Raw genomic sequence first — 25,270 nt, forward strand, 5'->3', positions numbered from 1 at the left:
GAGTCAATAGGAACAGATCATTTTTAAGGATAAGGATTATGAAAAGAAAAAGTATTTTGCTCATAAGCATGGTGCTGTTATGCTCGGTAGCATCGATGGCGCAGAAGTTCGCACTCGTCGATATGGAATATATCCTCAAAAATATTCCGGCGTATGAAATGACGAACGAACAGTTGTCGCAGCTTTCAAAGAAATGGCAGAATGAAATCGAAGCCATTCAGCAGGAAGCTCAAAACATGTACAAGACTTACCAGAGCGATCTGGTTTTTCTCTCGGCCGAGATGAAGACGAAGCGCGAGGAAGAGATCGTGAAAAAAGAACAGCAGGCGCAGGAGCTGAAACGGAAATATTTCGGAGCCGATGGCGAGCTGTATAAGAAACGCGAGAGCCTGATGAAACCAATACAGGACGAGATTTACAATGCAGTCAAAGAAATCGCTTCGGACAAAGGCTACCAGATGGTCGTTGACCGCGCTTCGGCCGGTAGCGTCATCTTCGCTTCGCCCAAAATAGACATCAGTAACGAAGTATTGATGAAATTGGGATATTCGAAATAAATCCGTATCTTTGGACGCTTTTAGATAAAAACGAAATATTTAATTTTATAAAGATCATAGAGAAATGAAGAAGTTAGTAGTGCTGATTTTTATGCTCCTTCCGTTAGGAGTATTCGCACAAGACAAAATCGCGATTGTGAACACGGCCGACATTTTCAATATCATGCCGGAAGTTTCTGCAGTCGAAAAACAATTGGCAACGCTCAACGAACAGTATGAAAAGGAATTTAAGACGATGCAGGACGAATACACGAAGAAGTATTCGGAATATATGTCGCAGCAGGATTCGTTGACGGAAAATATTAAGTTGCGTCGTCAACAGGAAATTCAGGATCTGGAGACCCGTATTCAGAACTTCGTTCCGGTGGCTCAGCAGGAAATGCAGAAGAAACAGCAGGAACTGTATGCTCCGATCCAGCAGAAGATGCAGGATGCCATCAAAGCGGTGGGCGATGAAAAAGGATATACCTACATCCTGAATCCGCAGGTATTGCTTTACAAAGGCAACAATGCGATCGATGCGACTGATTTTGTGAAAGCCAAACTCGGCATTAAATAACGTTTTAAGGTTAATATATCATAAGATGGAAAGGAAGGATGCCTTCGCCACAGGTGCGAACGGCATCCTTTTTTTGTAAGAATGATGAAGGCAATCGGCATTTTCGATTCGGGTTACGGCGGCCTGACCATCTTCGAGAAGATCCGGCAGGAGCTTCCCGACTACGACTATATCTATCTGGGCGATAATGCGCGAACACCATACGGCACGCGCTCGTTCGAAGTCGTTTATCAGTTTACGCGCGAAGCCGTAAGGCACTTGTTCGACGAGGGTTGTCCGCTCGTTATTCTGGCATGCAACACGGCGTCGGCCAAGGCGCTGCGAACGATTCAGCAGCGCGACCTGCCCCGCTGGGATGACCCGACACGGCGCGTGCTCGGCGTCATCCGCCCGACAGTAGAGGTCGTAGACAGCCTCAGCCGGACCAAGCATATCGGGGTATTGGGAACGGCCGGAACAATTGCTTCGCAGTCGTACACGTTAGAGCTGGCCAAGCTGTTCCCGTCCGTCACGGTCGTCGGCGAAGCATGTCCCATGTGGGTGCCGTTAGTCGAAAACAACGAGTTCGATTCACCCGGCGCGGATTACTTCGTCAAGCAGCATATCGACCGTCTGCTGGCAAAGGACGACCGGATCGACACGATCATTCTCGGCTGCACGCACTACCCGTTGCTGATCGATAAGATACGCCGGTATCTGCCGGCCGGCATCACGCTCTTTCCCCAAGGCGAGCAGGTGGCCGCAAGCCTGAAGGATTACCTGAGGCGTCATCCCGAAATGGATGCACGACTGAGCAGAGGAACACAATGCCGGTTTCAGACCACCGAGTCGGCCGGACGGTTTATGAGCGCCGCCTCCCTCTTCCTGAAACAAACCATCGACACGGTAGAACAGATCGCTCTGCCGGAATAAACCGATCCGGTCATCATGACGTATATACGCACTTTTCTTCTGTGCATTATATGGATAACATCTGCCCTGTTACCCCCGGAAAGCCTGTATGCACAATCTTTGGATGCCCGACTGAAAGCGGCAGGATACATTGATGTATGCGAAGAAGCTCCGGACATCCGCGTACAGCTCAAATATGCTACATCCGATAATTTCATGGGTCGCAGCGTCTATCAGGGAATGACCAAAGCATGGCTGCACCCCGATGCGGCACAGAAGCTCCACCGTGCGCAACGCATCCTGCAACGCGAGAAACCGGGTTATGCGCTACTTGTATATGATGCTGCCCGTCCGATGTCGGTACAACGCATCATGTGGAATCTGGTGCGCGGCACAAACAAAACGTATTACGTGTCTAATCCGGCCAAGGGAGGCGGCTTGCACAACTACGGCATGGCCGTCGACCTGACCCTTGTCGATGCCTCGGGGAAACCGCTGCCGATGGGTACGCCTTACGATTTTTTCGGAGCAGAAGCCCATACCGACAAAGAAGAAGCGCTTGTGCAGACGGGTAAAATCACCCGGAGAGAGTTGGCAAATCGCCGACTGTTACGTCGGGTGATGAAAGAGGCCGGCTTTCGCACCATTAAAAGTGAGTGGTGGCATTTCAATGCCTGTTCGCGCGAAACGGCACGCGCCCGATACCGGTTGATCGAATAATGCAGAATCATACCACATGCTTGCCGAACGGGGTCAATGCCAGTCCGGCCAGTTTAAAATGCTGCTTCCCGAAAGGAATACCAATCAGAGTAAGGCAAAGTAGAATGCCGAAAAAAAGATGAGTCAGGCAAATACCTAACCCGCCGAGAAAAAGCCAGAGGATATTCATGATGACCGACAGACAACCGCTCGATCCGCCATGATCGACCACCCGTCGCCCGAACGGCCACAACATCAGTCCGGCCAGCTTAAGCGTTTGCAATCCAAAAGGAATACCGACAATCGTGATCATCATCAGGAGGCTCGCAAGCAGATATTCGATGGCTGAAAGAAGGCCTCCGCAAATCAACCAGATTAGATTACCCAATGTCTTCATTTTTTCGTATTTGTTTATGTTATTGCCGGACAAACTTACAAAAAAAACTGTTTTTATGTAAGTTCGTAGTGGATTTATAGCTCGATTTTGCAAACTGACTTTGGCAGACAATTCCTATTGAACGCCACTCAAGAAACATAAGAGTTGAAACTGTTTCTCTTTTGTTTCGGAACCGCATGCGGTTATTTCCGTTGAATCGCTTATTTTTGCATCCGGAATTTAAAACACAAGAATAGATGAGAATCATACGGGTATGCGGTCTGTTGTTAAGCGTTGCATGGTGCTCCTGCTCTGCAGCAACAGTGCCGGAAAAGCACAATACAGACAGGGTCTCCGACAAGGCGGTATTCGCTTTCTTTACCGACTGTCTGGCAAGTAAAACAGCAACTTTCGCAGGAGAGAAGGCTTTGAACCTGTGGGAGATCGAGCAACAGCGTCAATGGGTGTGGGAGATATGGAAAGCAGCTAACGGAGCCTTTGCCGAAGAAAAACTAATCGACTTGAAGCCTTTGTCGGAAACGTCGTCGGGGCGCTGGGTATTACCCGAAAGTCTGGAACGTGATGCCGTCATGCCCTACTATTGGGGAACAAAAGGGAACAATAAGCCCAAGGAAGGTTTTCCGCTCTACCTGTATTTGCACGGTTCGGGCGATAAGCATCAGGAATGGGCAACAGGGCTGACCCTTTGCACCCGGTTCGACGATGCTCCTTCGGCCTATTTCATCCCTCAGATACCGAATGAGGGCGAATATTATCGCTGGTGGCAAAAAGCCAAGCAGTTCGCATGGGAGAAGCTGCTGAGACAGGCACTCGTATCGGGGCAGATCGATCCCGACCGGATGTATATCTTCGGTATCTCCGAAGGGGGATACGGCAGTCAGCGGCTCGCATCGTTCTACGCTGACTATCTGGCCGGTGCCGGACCGATGGCGGGAGGAGAACCGCTCAAAAACGCTCCGCCCGAGAACTGTCGTAACATAGCGTTTTCCTTACTCACAGGCGCGGACGACAAGGGGTTCTACCGGAATACGCTGACATCGTATGTGCAAGAGGCTTTCCGACAACTCCACACGCAAGATCCTGAACATTTCATGCATCGCATCGAACTGATTCCCGGCAAAGGACACAGCATCGACTACGGTCCTACGACTCCGTGGCTAAAACAGCATGTACGAAACCCGCATCCGAAGCATGTAACGTGGGAAGACTACGAGATGGACGGCCGGCACCGTCAAGGCTTTTACAACCTCTACCTTCCCGAACGGACAGATAACGCCGGACGGAAACGCTATGAAATGAATATTACGGACAACACGATCGCCCTGCAAATCGACGATGTAACCTATGAGACGGTTGAGACCGATCCGCACTGGGGCATCGAAATGAAGTTCAAGAAACATTATACCCCTTCGCGTAACGGGAGGCTGATACTCTATCTGTGCAACGAGCTGGTCGACCTGAACCGCGAAATAACCGTAACGGCAAACGGCGAGCAAGTATTCAAAGGCGCCGCCACACCCGACCTGAAACATTTAATAAACAGTTGCGCCCGATTCTTCGATCCTCACCGGCTCTATCCCGTTGCGGTCGAAGTAGCATGGTGATCCCGAAGCGGGCGGAAAGCAAAATCTGGAAAAAAGGATTATTTTTGCGGGATGGTTTCCCGACGCAAATGAAAATGGACATACGGACAAAAATCATCTCTCCTCTTTTTGCACGACGACAGCGTGTAATCGAATCGTTCGGAAAGCGAGCTGTCGATATCCAGCGGCAGCAGTTGCGTTACCTGCTCAGCGAGGCACGCAACACCGCTTGGGGGAAGCGTTATGCTTTCGCGGAGATCTCGGGATACGACACCTTTCGCGAGCGTGTCCCGCTTCAGGATTATGAGAACCTCCACCCGTTCATCGAACGGATGATTAACGGAGAGAAAGACGTGCTGTGGCCCTCGACCGTGCGATGGTACGCCCAAAGCAGCGGCACAACGAACGACCGCAGTAAATACATCCCCGTCACGCCCGACATCCTGCGCCGCTGCCATTATGCGGGAGGCTTCGACACCGTCGCGTTGTACCTGCGTAACTGCCCCGACACCCGTTTTTTTTCGAAGAAAGGGTTGATCCTTGGCGGCAGTCACAGCCCGTCGCCTCTGAACAGGCGGGCACATTGCGGCGACCTCTCGGCCGTGCTGCTGCAAAACCTGAATCCACTCGTCAACCTGATACGTGTGCCGCGCAAAGAGATCATTCTAATGGACGAATGGGAAAAAAAGATCGAGGCGATTGTGGAAAATACATGGAAGAAGGATGTAGTCAGTCTTTCCGGTATTCCGTCATGGATGCTTGTGCTGATCAAAGCCGTTTTGCAGCGAGCAGGCAAACAGACACTGCCCGAAGTATGGCCGAACCTCGAAGTCTTTTTCCACGGCGGGGTCGGGTTCGAACCGTACCGCACACAGTACGAACGACTGATACCGTCGGACCGAATGCACTATATGGAGACGTACAACGCTTCGGAAGGATTCTTCGGGTTACAGGACGACCCGTCGGACAAAAGCATGCTCCTGATGCTCGACTACGGGGTGTTCTACGAATTTATCCCCACAGGCGAGTCCGGTCGTCCGGACGATGGGATCGCTATCCCGCTCGAAGCGGTCGAGACCGGCGTGAATTATGCGATGATCATCACCACAGCCGGCGGACTGTGGCGCTACCGCATCGGCGACACGGTACGTTTCACGTCTACCTTCCCGCACAAATTCGTGATCACGGGACGTACCCGTTTTTTTATCAATGCTTTCGGCGAAGAGTTGATGGCGGACAATACCGAGAAAGGCATCCGAAAAGCTTGCGAAGAAACAGGCGCCGTAGTGAGGGCGTATACAGCCGCCCCCTTGTTCCTGCTCGACAAGGCAAAAGGACGCCATCAGTGGGTGGTTGAGTTTGAGACACCGCCGCCCTCCATCGAAACATTCGCCACCGTGTTGGATGATGCTTTGCAGGCGCTTAATTCCGACTATGCCGCGAAACGTTACAAGGAAATCTCCCTGCAACCCCTCGAAGTAATTCCCGCCCGCGAACATTTGTTTTACGACTGGCTCAAGAAACGCGGCAAATTGGGAGGACAGCACAAAGTACCTTGCCTGAGCAACAGCCGGGACATATTGGAAGAACTCTTGTCGATGAACGGCTGATCACGAAAAGAAGACCTCACATAAGGTCGGAAACTATCCGTATTCTTCGAGCAGAGTACGAATATAAGCCATTTTGTTCTCCTGATCCCACGAATAGGTTTTGCTGTTCTGTTGCAAAAATTCGAGCAGGAGCAATGCTTTCTCCAACAGGTCGTAGCGCAGGGAGACCTCTTTTTTGATCAGTGCGTCACGATAGAGCAATTCCGAGAGCATGCGCATTTTGGCTAACGCTTTCTGTTCACTGTTTTCCGTCCACAGGTCGTTAAGCAGGTCTTCTTTTTCGATTTCATAGAAATGATGTGCCGGACAACGGAAAAACTGCTCGTAGATAGTATCATAACGCGCCTGCATGTCAGCCGTAGCAGCATCGTCATCATCATCACTGCGCCGCACCACTTTGGCGATGGCCTCGAAGAACTCCTGTAAGATCTTCAGGATGTAATCTTGTTCTATCATTGTCCGTGTCGTTTATTTTTCTACCGAAACACAAAAATATGAAACATGATAAGATTTGCCAAATCCCGGTACGGCAAATCGGTTTGCCCATATCGGCATGTCCTGCCGCTCTTTGCAGGACGAAACACGATACGGTCAAATGCGAAATACCGTATTTTTTCTACCTTCGTTGTAGCAAATCGCCCTTTGCCTCGTTATAGGGATGAACAGTCAAACGAATGGATAACGAATATAAAAACCTCGTCGATGGTGTGCGAAGATGCGAGCAACAGGCACAGATGGCTTTCTACGACCGCTTCTTCCGTCCGGTTTATCAGAGTGCCGCAGCTGTTGTCGGCAATCGCGACGAAGCCGAAGAGATCATGCAGGACACTTTGCTGAAAATCTTCGTCCGTCCCGAACTGCTCAACGACGATCCGCAGGCGATGGAACGTATCCTGCGACGGATCGCAACAAATGCGGCCATCGACACCGTACGAAAGCAGAAGAACTTTTACACTTCAATCAACGAAGAGCAGGTGTCGGAACCGGCCGACGAAGACGAGCCGGCCGATGAGCAGCCCGACATCGATGAAATACGTACCGGCATCGGACGCTTACCTGTCGGTTACCGAAGTATCCTCAGCCTGCGTCTGTTCGGCGATATGAACTTCGCCGATATCGCCGAAAGGCTACAACTTAACCCCTCCACCGTGCGCGTACAGTACACGCGGGGACTGTCTCGGTTACGAAACTTATTGAATCAGACCCAACGGATATGAACAAAAAGAATAACATATTAGAACATACGATCAAAACGCATTCGCACGAAATTTTTGCCAGTGGCGAACCGAAAGACGGGCACCGCGAACGCTTTGCCCGACGACTCGAAGCGTTGCATGCCGAAACGATATCGGAAGTCGAGACGGATACACACGTAATGCACGAAGCGAAAGCGAACAACGGACGGAATCGCGTCTTGCGTGTCCTTATCGGAGCTCTCACAACGGCTGCCGCCGTGATGACCGCCTTCTGGCTGTTCACTTCACAACCGGAGATAACCGAGCCGATTTCACCGGAAGACTCGCCGGCCGATGTGCAAAACCATTATGCTATGCTGTTTGAAAACGAACTGGAAACAACGAAACAAATGCTTACCTTAATGGACGGAAGCGAACGCTCTAAAGTACTCCAAGAGTTAGAGACGATGAAAACGGAGCCGGTACCGGAAGTCCAGATGCCCGATGAAAATAAGATTACATTGATCGTCAGTATCTATTCGTCCAGAATTAGTGCTTTGCAGCAAATACAAATGAATTTAATAACCTCTCAAATAGAAACATCATGAAGAAAATTCTGTTTATTTTGGCCATCACCTTGCTGGCAACCGAAGCTTTCGCCGCGCGGAAAGAGTATAAAAGAGAAATCGTCAAGGAGTTTACCGTCGGCGACAATCCCGTTCTTTCCATCGAAAACAAATACGGCAACATTCGGATCATCGAAGGAACGAACCGCAAAATCACGTTCAAGATCGAGATCAGAGGCGAAGGACGCACCGAGGAGGCCGCCCGTAAATATGCCGAGAGCGTGTCGGTCGATTTTTCCCACAGCGGCAATCAGGTTTCGGCCCGGACCAAGTTTGAGTCGCTCAACTGCAACAACTGCGGGCGTTCGGTACATTATATCGTTACCGCTCCTAAGAGCGTCATTCCTCTGCTGGAGAACAAATACGGGAATATTTACCTCGATAACCTCGTGCAGCCGCTCACCGTCGAATTGAAATACGGAGATCTTTTCGCAAACGCCCTCAATAAAGCGACGATCGACATCGGTTACGGTAAAGCGACGATGAACAAATGCAAAAATCTTTCCATCGAGAGCAAATACTCCGGGATCAAAATCGACGAAGCCGAGCAAGTTGTAGCCGATTCGAAATACGATAACTACCGGATCGAATCAGTGAGCGACTTCGAAATCGAAACCGGCTACACCGATGTGCGAATCGGCAAGTTGAACAAACGCCTGACGGCCGATCGGTTGAGATACGGAGGGCTAAAAATCTCCGAAGTAGCGAAAGATTTTTCGGAAATCCGGGTCGACGCGGCATACAGTAATGTAAAACTCGGACTGACCGAAGAGCATGCCTTCAAAGCCGCTCTTTATACAAACTACGGAAATATTGACACCGGCAACCTTACGTTCCACAACGTATCGTTGAAGAAGAAAGGATGTATCGTCGGTACGGCGGGTAAAAGCAATAACCCGAACGCTTCCGTCAATATTTCCGTCTCGTATGGAGGAATCGTATTTAAATAAATCCCCATACCCACCGACCGATTAGTCGATTAGTTCTTACCTTTACACATTCCGGTACGTACCTTTAAGCCTTGGGGTACGTACCTTTAACTTGCCCCACAACTGTGTTCCAATTGAACGACAAGTAAACAGATATGTTCCGCAGGCTTAGCGATCGGGATCGGAGGGCTTCATGATCGGGATTTCTGCCATTACATGTTGTGCTGAAGCGTCCGCGGCAGGATAACATGTGTTTTTGGTATTCCGAAAAATAACCTATTTTTGTAACTCAAAAATCAAACATTAAAAACAACGTATACTATGAAACAACGTATTTTTACTACATTTCTGTTTTTACTTCTGGCAACTGCCTCGTATGCTCAAAAGAAGCCCCTTGATCATTCGGTCTACGACGACTGGAAAAGTCTTTCGAACATCCGCATCAGCAAGGACGGTAAAATCCTGACAGCGCTGATCCAGCCGCAGGAAGGTGATACAACCCTATGGGTTAGGAATTTACCAAAGAACCGAACGCTCACGATCAAGCGGGTCAAAACGTATGTCGTTTCGCCCGACGGAATGTTTACGGTAGGACTTGTAAAAGCTCCCTTTGCCGAACGGCGCGAGGCGCGGATTAAAAAGAAAAAGGAAGAAGACCGGCCGAAAGACTCACTCGTTATTGTAGACAACCGGACGTTGGCCGTACGGAAGATTGCGGGTGTGAAAGCATTCAAGGCGCCCGAAGAGATGAGCGGTCATATTGCTTATACCGTTACAGCGCCGAAAGATACGGCCAAGAAAGACAAAAAAGAGAAAGACCTGCTGATTCTCCACAACCTGATTACGCAGCACGAAGATACGATTCGCGACGCCAAAGATCATCTATTCAATAAATTCGGGAACGCTTTTGCCGTGAACTCCGAGCCGGACAAAAAAGATACGACCCGAACACCCGAGGTACTTTTCTTTGATCTGAAGAATCATGTACGCCAAACTATTTCGAAAGAGAAGGCCGAATACAAATCGTTTGCGTTCGACGAGCAAGGAGAACAACTCGTTTATCTCGCCACGAAAGATACGTCAAAGATCGAACAGAAAGCATTCGAGGTGCGTTATTTCAAAAAAGGAGCCGACTCGGCGGTAGTGATCGCCGGAAAGAACGTTGCGGGACTGCCCGCAGGATGGATCTTCAACGAGTTTTCAACCCCGCGTTTCAGTAAGAATGGCGAACAGATTGTGATCGGGGCAGCCCCAAAGCAGGCATCCAAAGACACGACGATCGTCGACTTTGAAATGGCAAAACTCGATATCTGGCATTGGAAAGACCCGCTCATCCAGCCGCAGCAACTTGTAGAGCTAAGACACGAACAGAGCCGTACCTACACAGGAATCATCGACCCGAAAAAACCGAATGCTTTCCTTTCCGTAGCAACCGAGGAGATGCCTTTCTGTAACATAGCCGACGAAAGCAACGGCCGCTTTGCCCTCCTCTCGTCCGATAAACCCTACCGGCTCGAAACACAGTGGGACATATCGCCCCGGTTCGACGCGTGGACGTACGACTTTGAAACCGGCCGTCTGCAACCTGTGGCACGCGCCATGGGAGGCCGTCCGGCACTCTCGTCGCAAGGAAATTATACAATCTGGTGGGACGCCGCCCAACGTCACTGGTTCGCCTTCGATAATCAGGCCCGTACCACGGTAAACCTGACCAAAGACATTGACGTGAATTTCTGGAACGAAGAGCATGATACGCCTTCTCTTCCTAACCCTTACGGACTCGTAGGATGGGGCGAAAACGACGAATACGTACTGCTCAACGATGCGTTCGATATCTGGAAAATCGATCCGAAAGGCATCAAAAAACCGGAAAACTTTACGCTCGGAAAAGGACGGAGCGACTCCCTCGTGTTGCGCTACGTACGTACCGACCCGGAAAAACGTTTCTTCGCTCCGAACGACCTGCTATTGCTCTCGGCCTTCGACAAACGCAGCAAAGAAAACGGATTTTATACGCTGAAAACAGGCCGGCAGAACCTGTTGCAGAAACGTCTTATCGACACGTATACGTTCCCGTTCGTAGTGAAAGCCAAAGAAGCCGATGTGTTTGCTTTTCTGAAAGGCAACTTCCATACGGCAAACGATTTGCATGTTACGAAAAACTTCTGGAAAACGTCCGACAAGCTGACCGACATCAATCCTCAGATGCGCGATTACAGATGGGGCACGGCCGAACTGTTCGCGTGGACATCCTTCGCCGGTATCCCCCTGCAAGGCATCGTGTACAAACCCGAAGGTTTCGATCCGCAGAAAAAATATCCGGTCATGATTTACTTCTACGAAAAACATTCCGACGAGCTTTACCGCTATTATACTCCCGCTCCGAGCCGCTCTATCATCAATATTCCTTTTTTCGTCAGTCGAGGGTATGTGGTTTTTGTCCCCGATATTCACTATACGGTCGGTCATCCGGGCGAAGACGCCTACAACGCCATCGTCGCGGGAGCCGAGGCGCTGGCACGGAACGCGTGGATAGACAAAGAAAACATGGCCATTCAGGGACAGAGCTGGGGCGGCTATCAGGTCTCTTATTTAGTGACGCGCACCGATATGTTTAAGGCAGCCGGTGCAGGCGCGCCCGTGTCGAACATGACGAGTGCATACGGAGGCATCCGCTGGGAGACGGGACGCAGTCGCCAGTTCCAGTACGAGCAGACACAGTCGCGTATCGGTGCGACGATGCAGGACTCATTGAATCTGTATATTGCCAACTCGCCGGTGTTCTTTGCCGACAAAGTGCACACACCACTGCTGATTATGCACAATGACAAAGACGGCGCGGTACCCTGGTATCAGGGAATCGAATATTTCATGACGCTGCGGCGTATGGGCAAACCCGTATGGATGCTCCAGTACAACAACGAGGCGCACAACCTCCGCGAACGCCGTAACTGCAAAGACCTCTCCATCCGTCTGCAACAGTTCTTCGATCACTACCTCAAAGGCGATCCCGCTCCGGTATGGATGACGAAAGGACTCCCCGCCACCGAAAAAGGCAAGTCGTGGGGCTACGAGCTGGATACGGACAAATAAGAGCAATAGATTCGGAGGGTGTGCCGGAGCTTCTCGTTCCGATACATCCTCCAATGATCTGTAAAAGTGTGAGGAATGTCCGGCGAAGAGAAAGAACTGACCGCCTTAAAGAAAACGGTCTTGAGTGATTACAGCCTGACCTGAACGCTTGCCATGATGCTCCGCCCACGTATGTTATACGTGTAACCCGTTTCGCTCAACAACCCATAGTTCGCATAGTGGTATGCTCTTCGATTCAGAAGATTCATACCCGTCAAACTGAAATCGGCACGCTTTGACACGGTCCACCTTACCGACGCATCGAGCAATACGAGATTCGTTGAGTTTCCCGAACTGAATCGAGTATAGTAATGTTCACCCCCTATACCGATTTGCCAGGCTTTGTCAGGCATAATCGTAAAAGCGAGATATTGCTTCCATACATCATGAGCGCTCTTTCCGGAAAATTCAATATCCATCGTATTCCTTGTATACAGTAAACGATAATCCATCGACAACCCATTGGTAAAAAAGCCTTTCAGATACGGTTGCACAAAAGTCTTTGTCAATACACACGGCGATTCTACATGCTGCTTCATGGAAGTAGTCCAAATCTGTACATGGCCGGCATCAAGTCCTAAAGTCAGTTTACCCGACATCAATCCTTTGCTTATGCTTCCATTTACCGCTAAATTTCGGCTCTCATTCTTTATCGGAACGAACGAGTGAAGGATATAATCCCCCATAAATAATTGACTCCTCATTGATGGATAACGATTCCAATCCAGTCTTCCCATCCCATGAAAAAACAACGAAGTAATGGGATTCCGATATCTGACGTTTAAGGTTGCGGTACGTTCTTCTTTGTATTCGGAAACATCTTCGGGAACAGTTAAATTTCTAAAATCATTCATCATGACATTCCGAAGATGCATATCTGCCTTAGGCGGGCTCAGGGAATACTTGAACTGTGCCGCCATATCCATCTTCGCACTGATTTGATGGCGGAGAGAAAATGCCGGAGCCACGGAAGCAAAATGTTCCGTACCACTCTCATCAGTCAGCTTATTTCTGATGTGATGCAAATGATAGCTCACAGGAACAGATAAGGTAAACAACCATCTGCTTGATCGATACGAAACGTCCGGAGAGAGGTAGGGACTCAACAAGGAGAAATCCATCTCGTTCCGTGTGGGATAAGAAAGCGCTATTCCGTGCAAATCTGCGTCGATGTTATGATGATTGAAATCTATTCCTCCGCGGGCGGATACCTTCCATCGGTTGAACAGCCAACCGTAGCGAGCCTCCGTAACGGAACGAAAATCTCCCGTCGTCACCTGCTGTATGGCGGAATTGTCTGCCGTTATATGCAAGGATTGAGGTTTATAAACATAGCTGTTTCGTGACGAAAACGTGAGCAGACGGTTGTTTATCCGTTTTACTACCTGCACATCATTCGCAGCACGGAAAGACGGCGTTTCGGCATTTTGCAGAAGAGAACGCGTACCGCCTATCGTCGAAGTCGCCTTATCCCAATCGGCATCGAGATACAGATTGTCTTTCAGAAACAGTGCGGGACGATTGACCTGCAACGCCCAATGACCGCCCAGACGGTGCGTCTGCGTCCGCATCGCCTTTCGTTCAGTGAACGACGGGATCTTTTCATCAAAATAATTCGTTTCATACGCCGTCAGATAATCCAACTTGTCCCCCTCGTATGTCAGGTTGAATTTTGCATCTCTGCCTTCACCTGTACGCCACGAGTTCGAGGTATGGGCAAGCATGGAGAAGTTATCACGGGTTCTCTGCTCGTCGATCGGCGAAGACAACCGCCCTGCTGTGACAGGATCGTCCCAAAGCTGATCGGCATACCCGTTACCCGAAAGGCTGCTTTCGATCTGTCGCCGGCTTTGTGAGGCCGGATTCCATCCGGTACGGTTGATACGAACCGTTTCCATATTCTGCCACTTGCCGGCGATACGCATGGCAAATGCGGAAGCATCGTATAAAAACGGTGACATCCCTGCCCCTCCGTGAAGTATGGCGATCCATTTATGGCGCGCTTCTTCCTTCAGCTTTATATTCAGTCCTGCCCGTTGAGAAAATTCCAGCCCCTTCAGCACCTGAACGGGTTGATGATTCTCCAGAACGTCGACACTTGCCACATCCGAAGGGGATATATTTTCGGTTGCCAATCCGTAACGACCGTCCATAAAATCGGAACCGTCAATATAGAATTTATTGATCGGCTCACCATGGTATTTGATTTGCCCGTTCTCTTCCACCTTTATTCCCGGCAGGCGTTTAAGGACATCCGAAAGGTTCTTATCTGCCGGTGTGGCATACTTACTCATATAGTAAGTCAGCGTATCGCTTCGCTGTTCTATGTCCGGCGCCGTGACGGTTACATCGTTGAGTTGCGTGGGCCGGGGTACGAGATATACGGTCATAGGCGAAGATGACACGCCGATCCTGATGGTTTGAGAAGCATAACTCATACATTGAAACCTTAAAAACAAGTCAGGGACAGACGTAGGATATTTTATGCCAAATTCACCCTGGTCATTCGTTATGGTGTATGGATATGGATGATCTGATGAGTCTTTAACCTGTACGATAACCCCGGCAACAGGAGATTGATCGTCCTTATCGAGCACCACACCACGAACTTCCTTCGTCTGACCATAAACGACAGACAGGCTAAAGAATGCTGCAAATATCGCTGTTATGATTCTCATAAGCCTATTCTTTAATCCTTCCGCCAGTCTGTTTCGATATAATCGTAAGTTAATCCGCGGGGCTTAGCCAGATCGGTTCTCGTTTCTCCGTTATTCGTTACATTCACCTTGATGCCGCTGACCGTTTCAAGATACCCCAGCGGATTGATGTCATACGTATATTTCGTCTGATAAAACTTCACACGCGAAGTCTTGTTATAAGGTACATCCGGCATCGTGATACGACGATCGGACTTGGAATTTATTCCCACGCAAACAAAGGAATAATGGCTCTTGGCATCTCGCACTTCCATGATAAAGCCGGGAAGCCCGCCGAACTTCCATGGGCCGTCGGCTACCGGTATCTCATCGGTATAATAAGCGATGTAGTCTCTGCCCCTGAATGCGCATCTTGCACTTTTACACTTGTAGCCAAGCACCTCTTTGGTCTCCTCCGTCATCGTCCATGCTTGCACGGGAACCGGTTCTTCAATAAGAAACCAGTCCGTAGCGATCTTGTCCGTCGTCGTGAACTTGCCTGCCGGATAGTTCTTATAGATCGAATACGTCTGCCCTCCGATATAGCGTCCGGGGTCTGCTTGTATCTGGTCGGCAGTAGACATCCGAATCAATGAATCGACCTGCATGGTGCGATAACTGGAAAACTTGGATAACCCCTGCCCCACCTGCAAGATCATACGGTCTGTTACAGCCGGCGACATCCGGGTTGTATCACGCAAATACCTGTAATCGAACATAAATTCCATAACCGTCTTGCCCATCTCTTTTTGTTCCGCCCATGCGACGGAGTTTGCCGACATTTGCCCCCCCTCCACGCGAATCACCTGCACCTTCTGTGCATAACCTGCGACGATAGCACTCAGGCTAAGCGTCATCATCCATACCATTTTTTTCATACGCTATACATTTTGTTATTGATTTAACTTTTCCGCAAAACTACGGGCGATGCTCTCGCGAAAGAAAAATAATCCTTACTGCAACATTGACAATTATTACTAAATTATTACCGAAGTCGCTATTTGCCTGTTCATCGATTCTCCCAAACGAGAAATAGTTTATTTTTGCAGTATGGAGAAGAGGATTAAAATACTGCATGGGCTAACGATAGGAGCCATCCTTGCATTCTGCACGATGCAGAGCTACTGGCTTTATCATCGTTATTCATATACACTGGAAACCCACGAGAACGAATTATATGAAACGGTTCTCGAGGTGATGCAAGAAGAACGGGAGGTAAGGAAATTTAAGAAAAGACCGGATATAAACATCCTGACCAATACGAAAATAACCGCATCGACCGAACCGGGAAAAGCTGGCATCTTAAGCACCGTATTCGACATTTATGCGGTTGACTTAAAGAAAACCGAACGGAAGGATATCACCGAGAAAGACATCAAAAACATCATCCGTATGTATCGAACGGCCCAAACAGAAGGCATCACGCATTATCGTTTCAACATAACCAATCATCCTAAAGATCCTAACGAATATGACGCATTGGAACGCTTTATCATCGATTTTCGCAGTCCGTTCGAAATCGCACGAGTAGATTCTCTGCTCCGTCAAAGAGGGATTACGGCAAAAGATATCCACATAGAACGGGCTGATTCGATGGTTTGGTTGCCTCTGAGATTTAATCATACCTCAACGTTCAACCCGCACATCACCATATCATACCCATACGATATATTTGAAAAGGAGATGGTGAACATTACGTTACCGGTCGAATTATCTCCGGTACTATCCCAAATGATGAATTTATTACTCTTATCGATCGTTCTTTCCGTTTTTCTCATCAGTTGCCTTGTGGCGCAGATTGCAACGATACAAAAACAGCGCAAAGTGGAAGAATTGCGGCAGGACTTCATTCATACTATGATCCACGAACTGAAACGCCCCATATCGACCTTAAAGATGTGTATCTCTTTTATGTGTAACGACAAATTGATGGAAGATAAAGAAAGTAAAGAGGCTGTTCTTGCAGATTCCCGTCATGAACTGAATAACCTGTCGTCCTATTTCTCGAAGTTACGAGACCTCACCTTCAACGATGTAACGGAAATACCGCTCACGTTGTCGGCTTTCGACTTGCGGAGTACCATAACCGACTGTATCGAAAAACTCAGCATCCCGAGCGGAAAAACAGCCGCCATCCATCTCCTTTCTGACACAAAATTGACGGTAACAGCCGATAAAATGCACTTCAGCCATATCATCAGCAATCTATTGGAGAATGCGATCAAATATTCGGGGAAAAAAGTGGAAATAAAAATCGGCTACTGCGAGAATAACCACGAATCCATCGCAATCTCTGTTCAAGACAATGGCTTCGGCATTTCAAAATCAGACCGCAAATACATCTTCGACAAGTTCTTTCGCAGCCCGTCCATCACAGACAGGAATATCCCGGGCATGGGACTGGGGCTGGCCTATGTCAAACAATTAGTGACAGCTCATAAAGGTTCGATCGAAGTGGAAAGCGAAGAAGGAGCCGGCACCGTTTTCACCATTAAACTACCGCAATGACAGATGCTATACACATTTTATTGGTCGACGATGACATCAAAAATTCCATGCTTCTGAAAAAGTTTCTGGAAGTTGAAGAGTATCGTGTAACCTACGCCAACAATGGAGCCGTAGGTTGGGAACTGTTGCAAACCGTTCGTCCCGATTTAATCCTGCTGGATATCAATATGCCGGAAATGAATGGCTTTGAACTTGCCCGCAAAATACGGGAGGTGAATCAGAAAGTGCTGATTTTTTTCCTGACAGACCGCACAGAGAAGAATGACAGACTGAAAGGATTCAGTCTCAAAGGGAACGATTACATCCCCAAACCCTTCTATCCCGAAGAACTTATCGCAAAAATCAAAGAGCGTTTTGAACATAGAGCGGTGGAAACTCAAAAACAGTTCATCATCGGAAAAACATCGTTCGACAGCAATCTTTCTTCTGTTTCGTATCAGGGCGTCTCACACGTATTAACCGCCAGACAGACCGACATCCTTCTCCTGTTAGCCCAGAATATGGGAACGACGGTTGAACGTGAACATATTCTCAAAACCGTCTGGGGGGATGACAGTCATGCAAACTCATTGGCTCTGAATGTTCAAATCACCTATCTGAGAAGAATACTTGAAGACGATCACAGTATTTCCATCATCTCTTTGAAAAAGAAAGGGTATATCCTTCAGGTCAGCTTGTAAAAACCCGACTTGCCGTGTAATCTCTCCGAAAATCGGCTGAAGAAAAAGAACGTCATCATTCCGATAAAACAGTGCATTTTTGTTCTTGAAAAAGCAACCCAGAAAAAGTCAGAGAAGCATCTCTGAAAAAAGTACAAACTTGCAGTAAAAAACGACAAAACGTCAGGGAAGCCCTGCGGACGTTTAGTAATTGATTTGTTGAGCTGCTCAGAACCTTTTGGGTATTGAATTGTTCTTTATATGAATATGAATGTTTATTTGTCGATGACTGCACGCCGAATACCGGATGCGAATAAATAACTGATTTCAAAAAACACAAAACTATGAAAACGAATATTTTTACCTTATGGATGATGGGGTTTTTATTAGTGCCCCTCGGTGCACAAGCACAGACAAGCGGTACCACCGGGCCGCTTCAGTGGAACTACCATGCTGACACCAAAACCCTTGCCGTCACCGGAACGGGAGTCATGCCGGACTATGCCTCTAAAGATGATCAGCCCTGGAAGGCTTTCCGTGCCGAAATCGAAAAGATAACTGTTGCAGACGGTGTTAAGACGGTTGGAAAAAGGGCCTTCTCCGAATGCTCGAAACTGACAAGTATCACCCTGCCAGCCTCTGTTACTGAGTTGGGTTACCAAGCCTTCTCCAAGTGTACGGCACTGAAAAACATTGCACTCCCTTCCGGGATAAAAACGATCAGGAGCCAAGCATTTGTCAACTGCACGGCCCTGACTGCCTTCGATGTAGATGCCGGCAATATGCATTTTGCTTCCGCAGACGGTGTGCTCTATGACAAAGCCAAGACCAAGCTGATCTACTATCCTGCAGGGAAGATGGAGACAACCTTTAACGTCCCTGCCGGTGTTCACGATATCGGGAGCTACAGTTTTTCCAATTGTACAACGTTGCAAAGCGTCACGCTCCCAACCGGTTCAAAGACAATCGGAAGCCGGGCCTTTGAGGGTTGCACAGTCCTGCAAAGCATCCATCTGCCGAACAGCATCAGCACCATCGGAGGCTACGCTTTCTCTTCTTGTAAAGCGCTGTCAAGCGTCACGTTTTCGGCAAGTATTACGAAAATAGGCAGTCACGCCTTTGCCGATTGTACAGGACTGAAAGAAGTAACGGCACAGTGGACTGTTCCGCTTATCGTCGAGGAGAATCTTTTTAAGAAGGTTGCCCTCTCGAGCCTTACGCTGAAGGTTCCTGCCGGCAAGGTACAGGCTTACAAGTCGACTCCCGTATGGAAAGAGTTTGCGTATATTGCAGAGGTGGCCAATCAGAAAAGGGTCGATGGCCTGCGTATCTACGTCGCCCACGGTATCCTGTATCTTACCCTGCCTGCACCACAAACCGTGCAAATCTACAATGTAAACGGTATGGCAGTGAAAATACTGACGCTCGGGCCTGGCGAACATATCGAACCGTTAGCCAAAGGAATCTACCTTGTACGTGCAGGTGATACGGTAGAGAAAATATTGGTTAAATAAAAAGTGATGTCAGGCTTTCAGTCCTCTGAATAAAGTATAGACATGGATACCAAGCCTTTGCGGAATGATACTGAAAGATATCGGGCTTTCAGCTCTTGTGCCCCGTGCGGGCGGTAATAATGGTTAATGGTCAATTGTTAATGGTTATGCGTGATACACGCCGAATCATGCACCTGGAAAATAACCATTAACAACTAACTATTGGAAAACAGCCCTGAAAGGGCGTATTAATTCAGCCCTATGTGGAGCGAAGCGTTGGGAAAACAGCCCCCCTCAACGGAGGGCTGAAAGCCTGAACGAATATGGATTGAGATGTCTCTTTGTCATTCCGAACACAGTGAGGAATCTCGTACAGAAAAGGAATGATTCATCGCTTGACGCTCTGAATGACAAAAGACGATATCCGGACGCAAATAACTGCTTTTTGGGAAAGGTGCTTTCCCAATAGATGAGAATGCGCTTTCCCCGTGGCTGAAAAGGTGGTTTCCCAGTGGGGCAAAAGCTGGGTTCCGAACACAGATGGCACAAAGGAACGAGTTTGTCATTCCGAACACAGTGAGGAATCCCATCCAGAGAAGAGAAGATTCATCGCTAACGCTCTGAATGACAATAGACCGAACGCAGAGGGACATCCCCCCTCCCCCCCTTCAAAGGGGGGAAAGAGCGCAGCGAAGGGGGGATGTTATCCCTTCAAAGGGGAAAGAACGAAGCAAAGGGGGATGTTATTCCTTCAAAAGGGGAATGCAGGGGGCTGACGGCTGAATACTGACAGCTAAAAAACACCTGCATAATTAAACTATTTACGTCTCTTGATTGTTTTTATAAAAAGGCTGTATAGAGTTGTTATCAAACGGATTTTATCATGAAAAAGGGGGTGCTGATCATTGTTTTGGGGTCTGTTTGCTGCTTTGCGGAAGCGACCGACCGGCTTCGTCCGTCCGATACCCGTACCGCAGGTATGGGAGGACAAGGCGTTACCCTCTCGGCTTTGTTGAACCCGTCGTTGCTGGCCTTGATGCCGAAGCGCGAAATACGTGCCGATTATTTCAACCGTTATGGCATCAAAGAGCTGGGTACGCTCAACGGCGGACTGTGCTATCCGAATGCCTTGTTGCCTTTCGGCGCTCATCTGGCTTCGTTCGGTTATGACGAATACCGCGAGAGCATGTTCCGCTTTTCGGTGGCGAGGCAGCTGAGTCGTCTCTGGTCGCTCGGTGTCAGCCTGCAATATATCCTCTTGCAGTCGGAGTTATTAGAGCGTGATATGGCCCGGATAGCCGTCGATGTAGGAGTGGCCTTCCATCCGTCCGACGATTGGCTGATTGCCGTGTCGGTCATGAATTTCCCGTCTGTCTCGCTCGAAGACCGTGAGACAAACAGCAAGGATTTCGTGATGCGAAGCGTATTGTTGGGTATGAATTATTGGGTGGCGGAAAAGGTTCTGCTGACCGTCGGGGTGAAGACTTGCGAAGAGACGCCGTTTTCTTTTTCCGCAGGAATGGAATATGAAGCATTCACCGATTTTCGGATTCGCAGCGGAATAAGCACTCATCCGTTCCTTCCGTCGGCCGGTGTGAGTTATACGCTCGTCGGTCTGACAGCCGATGTGGCCTTTTGGTATCATCCCGTACTGGGTGCGGGTTCCGGTTTCGGACTTTCTTTCTCATTCTGAATATGACAGGCTATGGGACAACGAGGGTTTATTATTGGGCTGATCTTTTTTCTGATTCCCTGCTTCTGTGCCAATGGTCAGGATGAGCGATCGAACGAGCGATGGAAAGAATATATCCGGCAACTGGCCGAAGACGAGGAAGACAGCGAGCGGTTTGAATCGCTGTACTCCGAACTTTCTTATCTTTCCGAACATCCGATCGATCTGAATACGGCTACGGTCGAGTCTTTGCGACGGTTACCTTTCCTTTCCGATACACAGGTGGAGGCGATCCTTTCTTATCGTCAGAAATACGGTGCGCTGCTGACCGTCTACGAACTGAAAAATATCGCGGCGTTAGACTATCCGACCATCGAATTGATGGAACCTTTCGTGTACGTCGGCGAGGTCGCACGGCCGCAACGCGCCATCCATGTTCGTAACCTGTGGAAATACGGTTCGCATCAATGGATTGCCCAATATCGTCGCACGCTGGAGCAGAAGCAAGGCTACCATCCACAGCCCGACAGCATATTGCAGCGTTACCCTAACCGGGTGTACCTCGGCGAGCCGTTTTACCATTCACTGCGTTACTCTTATACGTTCGACGAACGTATTCAGGCCGGGTTCGTGGCGGAGAAAGATGCCGGCGAGCCGTTTGGGAATGCCCGTCACAAAGGATATGATTACTATTCGGCTCATCTGCTGTTGAACGATCTGAAGAAATGGCTCAGCACGTTTGCGGTGGGTGACTATAAAGCTTCTTTCGGCCAGGGGTTGGTGCTAAGCCATGATTTCATTCCCATACGCACCACCGTATTGTCTTCGTCCGGCTATCGCAGCAACGGCTTCCGACGCCATTACTCGACGAACGAGCACGATTTTTTTCGTGGCGTGGCAGCTTCTTTCGTGTGGAAAAACTGGACAGCCAACGTGTTTTATTCGCGCCGTAAAGCAGATGCTTCGACCGACAGCACCATCATCACCTCGTTCAAGACCGATGGCCTGCACCGTACGGAGAGCGAACGTAGCAAACGGCATGCGGTAACAATGCAAACCATCGGAACGAACATACGTTATGCCGCGTCCGGCTCTCATATCGGACTGACGGCCATTACGTACAACTTCGGACCTCATACGGTCGAGCCTCCGGCGAAGCCTTACAATCGTTATCTTTTTCACGGGAACCGAAACGTGAATGCGAGTGTCGACTACATGTTCCGCATAAATACACTGAAAGGGTACGGAGAAACGGCTTTGTCGCGCAATGGCGCCTGGGCGACCCTGAACGCACTGCAATGGACACCTTCCTCCTCCGTCAAAGGAATCATTCTCTACCGTCGCTACGCTGCCGATTATCAAGCCTATTTCGCTCATGCGTTTTCGCAAAGCAACGATATACAGAATGAGGAGGGCGTATATATCGGCTGGGAGCTTACGCCACCCGTTGGCTTTTGGAAAATAACCGGCTATGCGGATTTTTATCGTTTCCCGTGGATGAAGTTCGGGATCGATGCACCTTCGTCGGGTACCGACTGTCTGTTGCAGATCGATTATTCGAAGCTGGAGCATCTGGACTTTTATGTACGTTATCGCTACCGGCGACGCGAGTCCAATCATACGGTAAAGGGGAGTCCCGAAACAAAAATCCTCCCGACGCGTCATCATCGCCTGCGTGCCCAGATGTTGTACCATCCGACTCCCGAATGGTCGTGGAAGGCCGCCATCGATGCCTCGCTTCTTACTCCCGAAGCAAAAGCGACAAGTCACGGATGGATGGTTTCGAATACCGTCGGGTGGAAGCCTCAAAGGTTTCCTCTCCAAACGGATTTGTTTATCGCTTGCTTCCGTACAGATGATTATCAGAGCCGTATCTATTCGTACGAAAAGAATCTGCTTTACGCTTTCAATAGCACTTCGTTTTACGGGAAAGGGATGCGCCTGTCGACTGTCTTGCGTTATTCGGTCGGATATCGCTTTGTTATAGCCGCTAAAATCGGGTGGGCCCATTATTTTGAAGGTGAGCATATCGGCTCGGGACTTGAAACGATCGACGGCCGAAACCGCACCGATGTTCATGCCATGATCCGCTGGAAATTCTGATGAAAAAACTTGCGTATATGGCTCCTATTCCTGAAATTTGCACAATGTACAACTCCTAAAAGAAAGAAATTTGTCGACGATATTATTTCAACAGATCGTATATGGCCCGGTACACAGCCGCCGCTTGGGCGTGTCGCTGGGCATCAATGTATCACCTCTCGACGGAAAGCGTTGCTCATTCAACTGTATCTACTGCGAATGCGGGCTGAACGAGGACTTCCCGGCAAAAAGACCGGCTCCCAAACGTGAAGACGTGCGGAATGCGCTCACGGCCAAGCTGCAGGAGATGGCTAAAGAAGGTGTGCGACCCGATGTGATCACGTTCTCCGGTAACGGAGAGCCGACGATGCACCCGGAGTTCGCGGGGATTATCGACGATACGCTTGCCATTCGCGATGCGCTCTGCCCTCTGGCTAAAGTGGCAGTGCTTTCGAACTCGACCATGTTGCATAAAGAGGAAGTGATGAGCGCATTGCTGAAGATCGACGAGAACATCATGAAGCTTGACTCCGTGAACGATGAACGGATGCGGCAGATCGACGATCCCGACCGGAACGACTTCACCTGCGAAAAACTTGTCCGCCAATTATGCCGTTTCGACGGACGACTCGTCATTCAGACGATGTTCCTGCGCGGCCATCGCGATGGCGTGGTGATCGACAATACGAGCGATAAGGAGGTGGCGGCATGGATTGATGCGCTGAAACAAATTCGTCCGTACAAAGTGATGATTTATACGATCGACAGGGAGACCCCGGTACGTACCCTCGAAAAGATCCCGAAGGTCGAGCTTGATGCGATTGCCGACCGCATACATAAAGAAACGGGAATTGAAGTCACCGTATCTTATTGACTTCGGCTTTTATATCACCAATAAACCAATAAAAAGAACATGAAATCGTACAGAAAAGAATTATGGTTTGAGACACCGACGCGCCGGGCATTCGTGAATATCACATCCGAGATTGAGCAATGTCTGGCCGAAAGCGGCATACGCGAAGGACTGCTGCTCTGCAATGCGATGCATATCACGGCCAGTGTGTTTATCAATGATGACGAGAGCGGACTGCATCATGATATGGAGCTGTGGCTTGAGAAACTTGCACCCGAAAAACCGTATAGCCAATATCGGCATAACGGATACGAGGATAATGCCGACGCTCATCTGAAACGTTCGGTGATGGGTCGGGAGGTGGTCGTAGCCGTGACCGGAGGAAAGCTCGACTTCGGGCCGTGGGAGCAGATTTTCTACGGTGAGTTCGACGGCAAACGTCGTAAGCGCGTGCTGGTAAAAATTATCGGAGACTGATTCCACCCTTACTCTTCGTTTGTCGCTCTGTCTTCTCGGACATTTATTCGGACGGATTTTGCCCCATACGATGGCCTTTGCGGTATCGTTTGAGTATCTTAAAAGCAAGGGCAAAGATGGCAAAGTCCATGGTCACCTTTTCAGGTTTGTCTTTATCAAAATGTCGGAAACAGCTGTAGCTTGTGTTTGATTTGGTTTGTCCGAAGAGCGATTCGGGTTCTATCGGACTAAGGAGGCGGTACATCAGCCCCTCTTCAGAGGTGAACCGTTCCCTGGCTATCTTTTTATGTCGGTTAAGGTGAGTTCGATCTAAGCGGTCATCCATCTTGAGTTATCCATAAGCTCTTGATAGAGGTTTATGGATGGTTTCTTCTCAAAAGAAAGAGTAAGCCACCAAAGCCGATAACCTATTTGTAATGAAGTTGTCAAAACTTCGATGACGTGTGTATTCTATCTGACAGATGTTTTTCAGCTCGTCATTAACCCAGATTCCGCGATAGAAAAAATCTTATCTTTGCATTTTATAATTTCTAATGCGTAGCGATAGACACAAAGCCGGTATGAAGTTTGAGTTATCCTTTACCAATAAAGAGATTACGCCTTGGGGCGAAATGGTATTTTTGAAGCAAATGTTAGACAAAATCGGGTTTAAAGAACAGGTGTTTTCTTGCC

General features: G+C 48.9%; 22 protein-coding genes and 2 pseudogenes. 18 read left to right on the top strand and 6 right to left on the bottom strand.

The features are described 5' to 3' along the window. Positions 1 to 38: 38 nt before the first annotated feature. The 4 genes from ACTTKA_RS06695 (at position 39) to ACTTKA_RS06710 (ending at position 2,727) form a co-directional block, all read left to right on the top strand. Entirely contained in the window at positions 39 to 557 is a 519-nt protein-coding gene (locus ACTTKA_RS06695) for an OmpH family outer membrane protein (RefSeq protein WP_442724428.1), read from the top strand. 64 nt (positions 558 to 621) lie between these two features. After that, the gene (locus ACTTKA_RS06700; protein ID WP_442714405.1) at positions 622 to 1,116 is read left to right on the top strand and encodes an OmpH family outer membrane protein; all 495 of its coding nucleotides are present in this window, start codon (positions 622 to 624) and stop codon (positions 1,114 to 1,116) included. Positions 1,117 to 1,197: 81 nt separating this feature from the next. Then, positions 1,198 to 2,028 carry a glutamate racemase gene (gene murI, locus ACTTKA_RS06705; protein ID WP_442714404.1) on the top strand — a complete coding sequence of 277 codons (831 nt, stop codon included), beginning with the start codon at positions 1,198 to 1,200 and terminating at the stop codon, positions 2,026 to 2,028. A 15-nt stretch (positions 2,029 to 2,043) separates the two neighbouring features. Further along, a complete protein-coding gene (locus ACTTKA_RS06710) occupies positions 2,044 to 2,727 on the top strand; it encodes a M15 family metallopeptidase (RefSeq protein WP_442724429.1) in 684 nt (227 codons plus the stop codon). 7 nt (positions 2,728 to 2,734) lie between these two features. Here ACTTKA_RS06710 and ACTTKA_RS06715 read toward each other — a convergent pair whose 3' ends face one another. Next, positions 2,735 to 3,103 carry a YccF domain-containing protein gene (locus ACTTKA_RS06715; RefSeq protein ID WP_442724430.1) on the bottom strand — a complete coding sequence of 123 codons (369 nt, stop codon included), beginning with the start codon at positions 3,101 to 3,103 and terminating at the stop codon, positions 2,735 to 2,737. A 236-nt stretch (positions 3,104 to 3,339) separates the two neighbouring features. On the opposite strand from ACTTKA_RS06715, the gene ACTTKA_RS06720 reads away from it, so the two are divergent. Together ACTTKA_RS06720 and ACTTKA_RS06725 are read left to right on the top strand one after the other, a co-directional pair. After that, on the top strand, positions 3,340 to 4,707 hold the full coding sequence (locus ACTTKA_RS06720) for a hypothetical protein (RefSeq protein WP_442724431.1): 1,368 nt from the start codon (positions 3,340 to 3,342) through the stop codon (positions 4,705 to 4,707). Positions 4,708 to 4,781: 74 nt separating this feature from the next. Then, positions 4,782 to 6,296: a GH3 auxin-responsive promoter family protein gene (locus tag ACTTKA_RS06725; protein WP_442724432.1), complete on the top strand. Its 1,515-nt coding sequence runs from the start codon at positions 4,782 to 4,784 to the stop codon at positions 6,294 to 6,296. 33 nt (positions 6,297 to 6,329) lie between these two features. Here ACTTKA_RS06725 and ACTTKA_RS06730 read toward each other — a convergent pair whose 3' ends face one another. After that, positions 6,330 to 6,752, bottom strand: a complete 423-nt coding sequence (locus tag ACTTKA_RS06730; protein ID WP_442724433.1) for a hypothetical protein — start codon at positions 6,750 to 6,752, stop codon at positions 6,330 to 6,332. 218 nt (positions 6,753 to 6,970) lie between these two features. Between ACTTKA_RS06730 and ACTTKA_RS06735 the strand changes: the two genes are divergently transcribed. The 4 genes from ACTTKA_RS06735 (at position 6,971) to ACTTKA_RS06750 (ending at position 12,119) form a co-directional block, all read left to right on the top strand. After that, positions 6,971 to 7,513 (top strand): RNA polymerase sigma factor, encoded by a 543-nt coding sequence (locus ACTTKA_RS06735; protein ID WP_442724434.1) that lies wholly within the window; start codon positions 6,971 to 6,973, stop codon positions 7,511 to 7,513. After that, the gene (locus ACTTKA_RS06740; protein ID WP_442714203.1) at positions 7,510 to 8,079 is read left to right on the top strand and encodes a hypothetical protein; all 570 of its coding nucleotides are present in this window, start codon (positions 7,510 to 7,512) and stop codon (positions 8,077 to 8,079) included. Before ACTTKA_RS06735 ends, ACTTKA_RS06740 begins: the two co-directional genes overlap by 4 nt. After that, positions 8,076 to 9,047, top strand: a complete 972-nt coding sequence (locus tag ACTTKA_RS06745) for a DUF4097 family beta strand repeat-containing protein (RefSeq protein WP_442724435.1) — start codon at positions 8,076 to 8,078, stop codon at positions 9,045 to 9,047. Before ACTTKA_RS06740 ends, ACTTKA_RS06745 begins: the two co-directional genes overlap by 4 nt. 300 nt (positions 9,048 to 9,347) lie before the next feature. Then, a complete protein-coding gene (locus tag ACTTKA_RS06750; protein WP_442724436.1) occupies positions 9,348 to 12,119 on the top strand; it encodes an alpha/beta hydrolase family protein in 2,772 nt (923 codons plus the stop codon). Positions 12,120 to 12,247: 128 nt separating this feature from the next. On the opposite strand, the gene ACTTKA_RS06755 is transcribed toward ACTTKA_RS06750, so the two are convergent. Beyond that, entirely contained in the window at positions 12,248 to 14,836 is a 2,589-nt protein-coding gene (locus ACTTKA_RS06755; protein WP_442724437.1) for a carboxypeptidase-like regulatory domain-containing protein, read from the bottom strand. Positions 14,837 to 14,847: 11 nt separating this feature from the next. Continuing rightward, positions 14,848 to 15,732, bottom strand: a complete 885-nt coding sequence (locus ACTTKA_RS06760; protein WP_442724438.1) for a GLPGLI family protein — start codon at positions 15,730 to 15,732, stop codon at positions 14,848 to 14,850. 172 nt (positions 15,733 to 15,904) lie between these two features. On the opposite strand from ACTTKA_RS06760, the gene ACTTKA_RS06765 reads away from it, so the two are divergent. From ACTTKA_RS06765 to ACTTKA_RS06795, 7 genes are all read left to right on the top strand, one after another. Beyond that, the gene (locus tag ACTTKA_RS06765) at positions 15,905 to 17,362 is read left to right on the top strand and encodes a sensor histidine kinase (protein WP_442724439.1); all 1,458 of its coding nucleotides are present in this window, start codon (positions 15,905 to 15,907) and stop codon (positions 17,360 to 17,362) included. Continuing rightward, positions 17,359 to 18,042: a response regulator transcription factor gene (locus ACTTKA_RS06770; protein ID WP_014224321.1), complete on the top strand. Its 684-nt coding sequence runs from the start codon at positions 17,359 to 17,361 to the stop codon at positions 18,040 to 18,042. Before ACTTKA_RS06765 ends, ACTTKA_RS06770 begins: the two co-directional genes overlap by 4 nt. 323 nt (positions 18,043 to 18,365) lie before the next feature. Next, positions 18,366 to 19,535 (top strand): leucine-rich repeat domain-containing protein, encoded by a 1,170-nt coding sequence (locus ACTTKA_RS06775; RefSeq protein ID WP_442724440.1) that lies wholly within the window; start codon positions 18,366 to 18,368, stop codon positions 19,533 to 19,535. A gap of 862 nt (positions 19,536 to 20,397) precedes the next feature. Beyond that, a complete protein-coding gene (locus tag ACTTKA_RS06780) occupies positions 20,398 to 21,207 on the top strand; it encodes a hypothetical protein (protein WP_442724441.1) in 810 nt (269 codons plus the stop codon). Positions 21,208 to 21,219: 12 nt separating this feature from the next. Beyond that, entirely contained in the window at positions 21,220 to 23,289 is a 2,070-nt protein-coding gene (locus ACTTKA_RS06785; protein ID WP_442724442.1) for a helix-hairpin-helix domain-containing protein, read from the top strand. 70 nt (positions 23,290 to 23,359) lie between these two features. Beyond that, complete coding sequence (locus tag ACTTKA_RS06790; RefSeq protein WP_442724443.1) at positions 23,360 to 24,142, top strand: radical SAM protein; 783 nt, start codon at positions 23,360 to 23,362, stop codon at positions 24,140 to 24,142. A gap of 39 nt (positions 24,143 to 24,181) precedes the next feature. Beyond that, entirely contained in the window at positions 24,182 to 24,598 is a 417-nt protein-coding gene (locus ACTTKA_RS06795) for a secondary thiamine-phosphate synthase enzyme YjbQ (RefSeq protein WP_303182732.1), read from the top strand. Positions 24,599 to 24,641: 43 nt separating this feature from the next. Here the strand turns inward: ACTTKA_RS06795 and ACTTKA_RS06800 are convergent, their stop codons facing one another. Both ACTTKA_RS06800 and ACTTKA_RS06805 read right to left on the bottom strand, forming a co-directional pair. Then, positions 24,642 to 24,923, bottom strand: coding sequence for a transposase (locus ACTTKA_RS06800; protein WP_442724444.1), 282 nt, complete (start codon positions 24,921 to 24,923; stop codon positions 24,642 to 24,644). Then, positions 24,908 to 25,082, bottom strand: a pseudogene (locus ACTTKA_RS06805) (IS982 family transposase); the annotation flags it as partial. The pseudogene ACTTKA_RS06805 and the gene ACTTKA_RS06800, both read right to left, overlap by 16 nt. Before the next feature lie 49 nt (positions 25,083 to 25,131). Between ACTTKA_RS06805 and ACTTKA_RS06810 the strand changes: the two are divergent. Next, positions 25,132 to 25,270, top strand: a pseudogene (locus ACTTKA_RS06810) (IS1380 family transposase); the annotation flags it as partial.

It is taken from the genome of Tannerella sp., assembly GCF_052170195.1.
GTDB lineage: Bacteria > Bacteroidota > Bacteroidia > Bacteroidales > Tannerellaceae > Tannerella.

Bases quoted from the DNA above. Each gene is read 5' to 3' on its own strand.
- ACTTKA_RS06775 (WP_442724440.1), top strand. From the start codon at position 18,366: ATGAAAACGAATATTTTTACCTTATGGATGATGGGGTTTTTATTAGTG.
- ACTTKA_RS06695 (WP_442724428.1), top strand. From the start codon at position 39: ATGAAAAGAAAAAGTATTTTGCTCATAAGCATGGTGCTGTTATGCTCG.
- ACTTKA_RS06710 (WP_442724429.1), top strand. From the start codon at position 2,044: ATGACGTATATACGCACTTTTCTTCTGTGCATTATATGGATAACATCT.
- ACTTKA_RS06755 (WP_442724437.1), bottom strand. From the start codon at position 14,836: ATGAGAATCATAACAGCGATATTTGCAGCATTCTTTAGCCTGTCTGTC.
- ACTTKA_RS06780 (WP_442724441.1), top strand. From the start codon at position 20,398: ATGAAAAAGGGGGTGCTGATCATTGTTTTGGGGTCTGTTTGCTGCTTT.
- ACTTKA_RS06725 (WP_442724432.1), top strand. From the start codon at position 4,782: ATGGACATACGGACAAAAATCATCTCTCCTCTTTTTGCACGACGACAG.
- ACTTKA_RS06795 (WP_303182732.1), top strand. From the start codon at position 24,182: ATGAAATCGTACAGAAAAGAATTATGGTTTGAGACACCGACGCGCCGG.
- ACTTKA_RS06765 (WP_442724439.1), top strand. From the start codon at position 15,905: ATGGAGAAGAGGATTAAAATACTGCATGGGCTAACGATAGGAGCCATC.
- ACTTKA_RS06720 (WP_442724431.1), top strand. From the start codon at position 3,340: ATGAGAATCATACGGGTATGCGGTCTGTTGTTAAGCGTTGCATGGTGC.
- ACTTKA_RS06785 (WP_442724442.1), top strand. From the start codon at position 21,220: ATGGGACAACGAGGGTTTATTATTGGGCTGATCTTTTTTCTGATTCCC.
- ACTTKA_RS06730 (WP_442724433.1), bottom strand. From the start codon at position 6,752: ATGATAGAACAAGATTACATCCTGAAGATCTTACAGGAGTTCTTCGAG.
- ACTTKA_RS06760 (WP_442724438.1), bottom strand. From the start codon at position 15,732: ATGAAAAAAATGGTATGGATGATGACGCTTAGCCTGAGTGCTATCGTC.
- ACTTKA_RS06735 (WP_442724434.1), top strand. From the start codon at position 6,971: ATGGATAACGAATATAAAAACCTCGTCGATGGTGTGCGAAGATGCGAG.
- murI (WP_442714404.1), top strand. From the start codon at position 1,198: ATGATGAAGGCAATCGGCATTTTCGATTCGGGTTACGGCGGCCTGACC.
- ACTTKA_RS06750 (WP_442724436.1), top strand. From the start codon at position 9,348: ATGAAACAACGTATTTTTACTACATTTCTGTTTTTACTTCTGGCAACT.
- ACTTKA_RS06700 (WP_442714405.1), top strand. From the start codon at position 622: ATGAAGAAGTTAGTAGTGCTGATTTTTATGCTCCTTCCGTTAGGAGTA.
- ACTTKA_RS06745 (WP_442724435.1), top strand. From the start codon at position 8,076: ATGAAGAAAATTCTGTTTATTTTGGCCATCACCTTGCTGGCAACCGAA.
- ACTTKA_RS06770 (WP_014224321.1), top strand. From the start codon at position 17,359: ATGACAGATGCTATACACATTTTATTGGTCGACGATGACATCAAAAAT.
- ACTTKA_RS06800 (WP_442724444.1), bottom strand. From the start codon at position 24,923: ATGGATGACCGCTTAGATCGAACTCACCTTAACCGACATAAAAAGATA.
- ACTTKA_RS06715 (WP_442724430.1), bottom strand. From the start codon at position 3,103: ATGAAGACATTGGGTAATCTAATCTGGTTGATTTGCGGAGGCCTTCTT.
- ACTTKA_RS06740 (WP_442714203.1), top strand. From the start codon at position 7,510: ATGAACAAAAAGAATAACATATTAGAACATACGATCAAAACGCATTCG.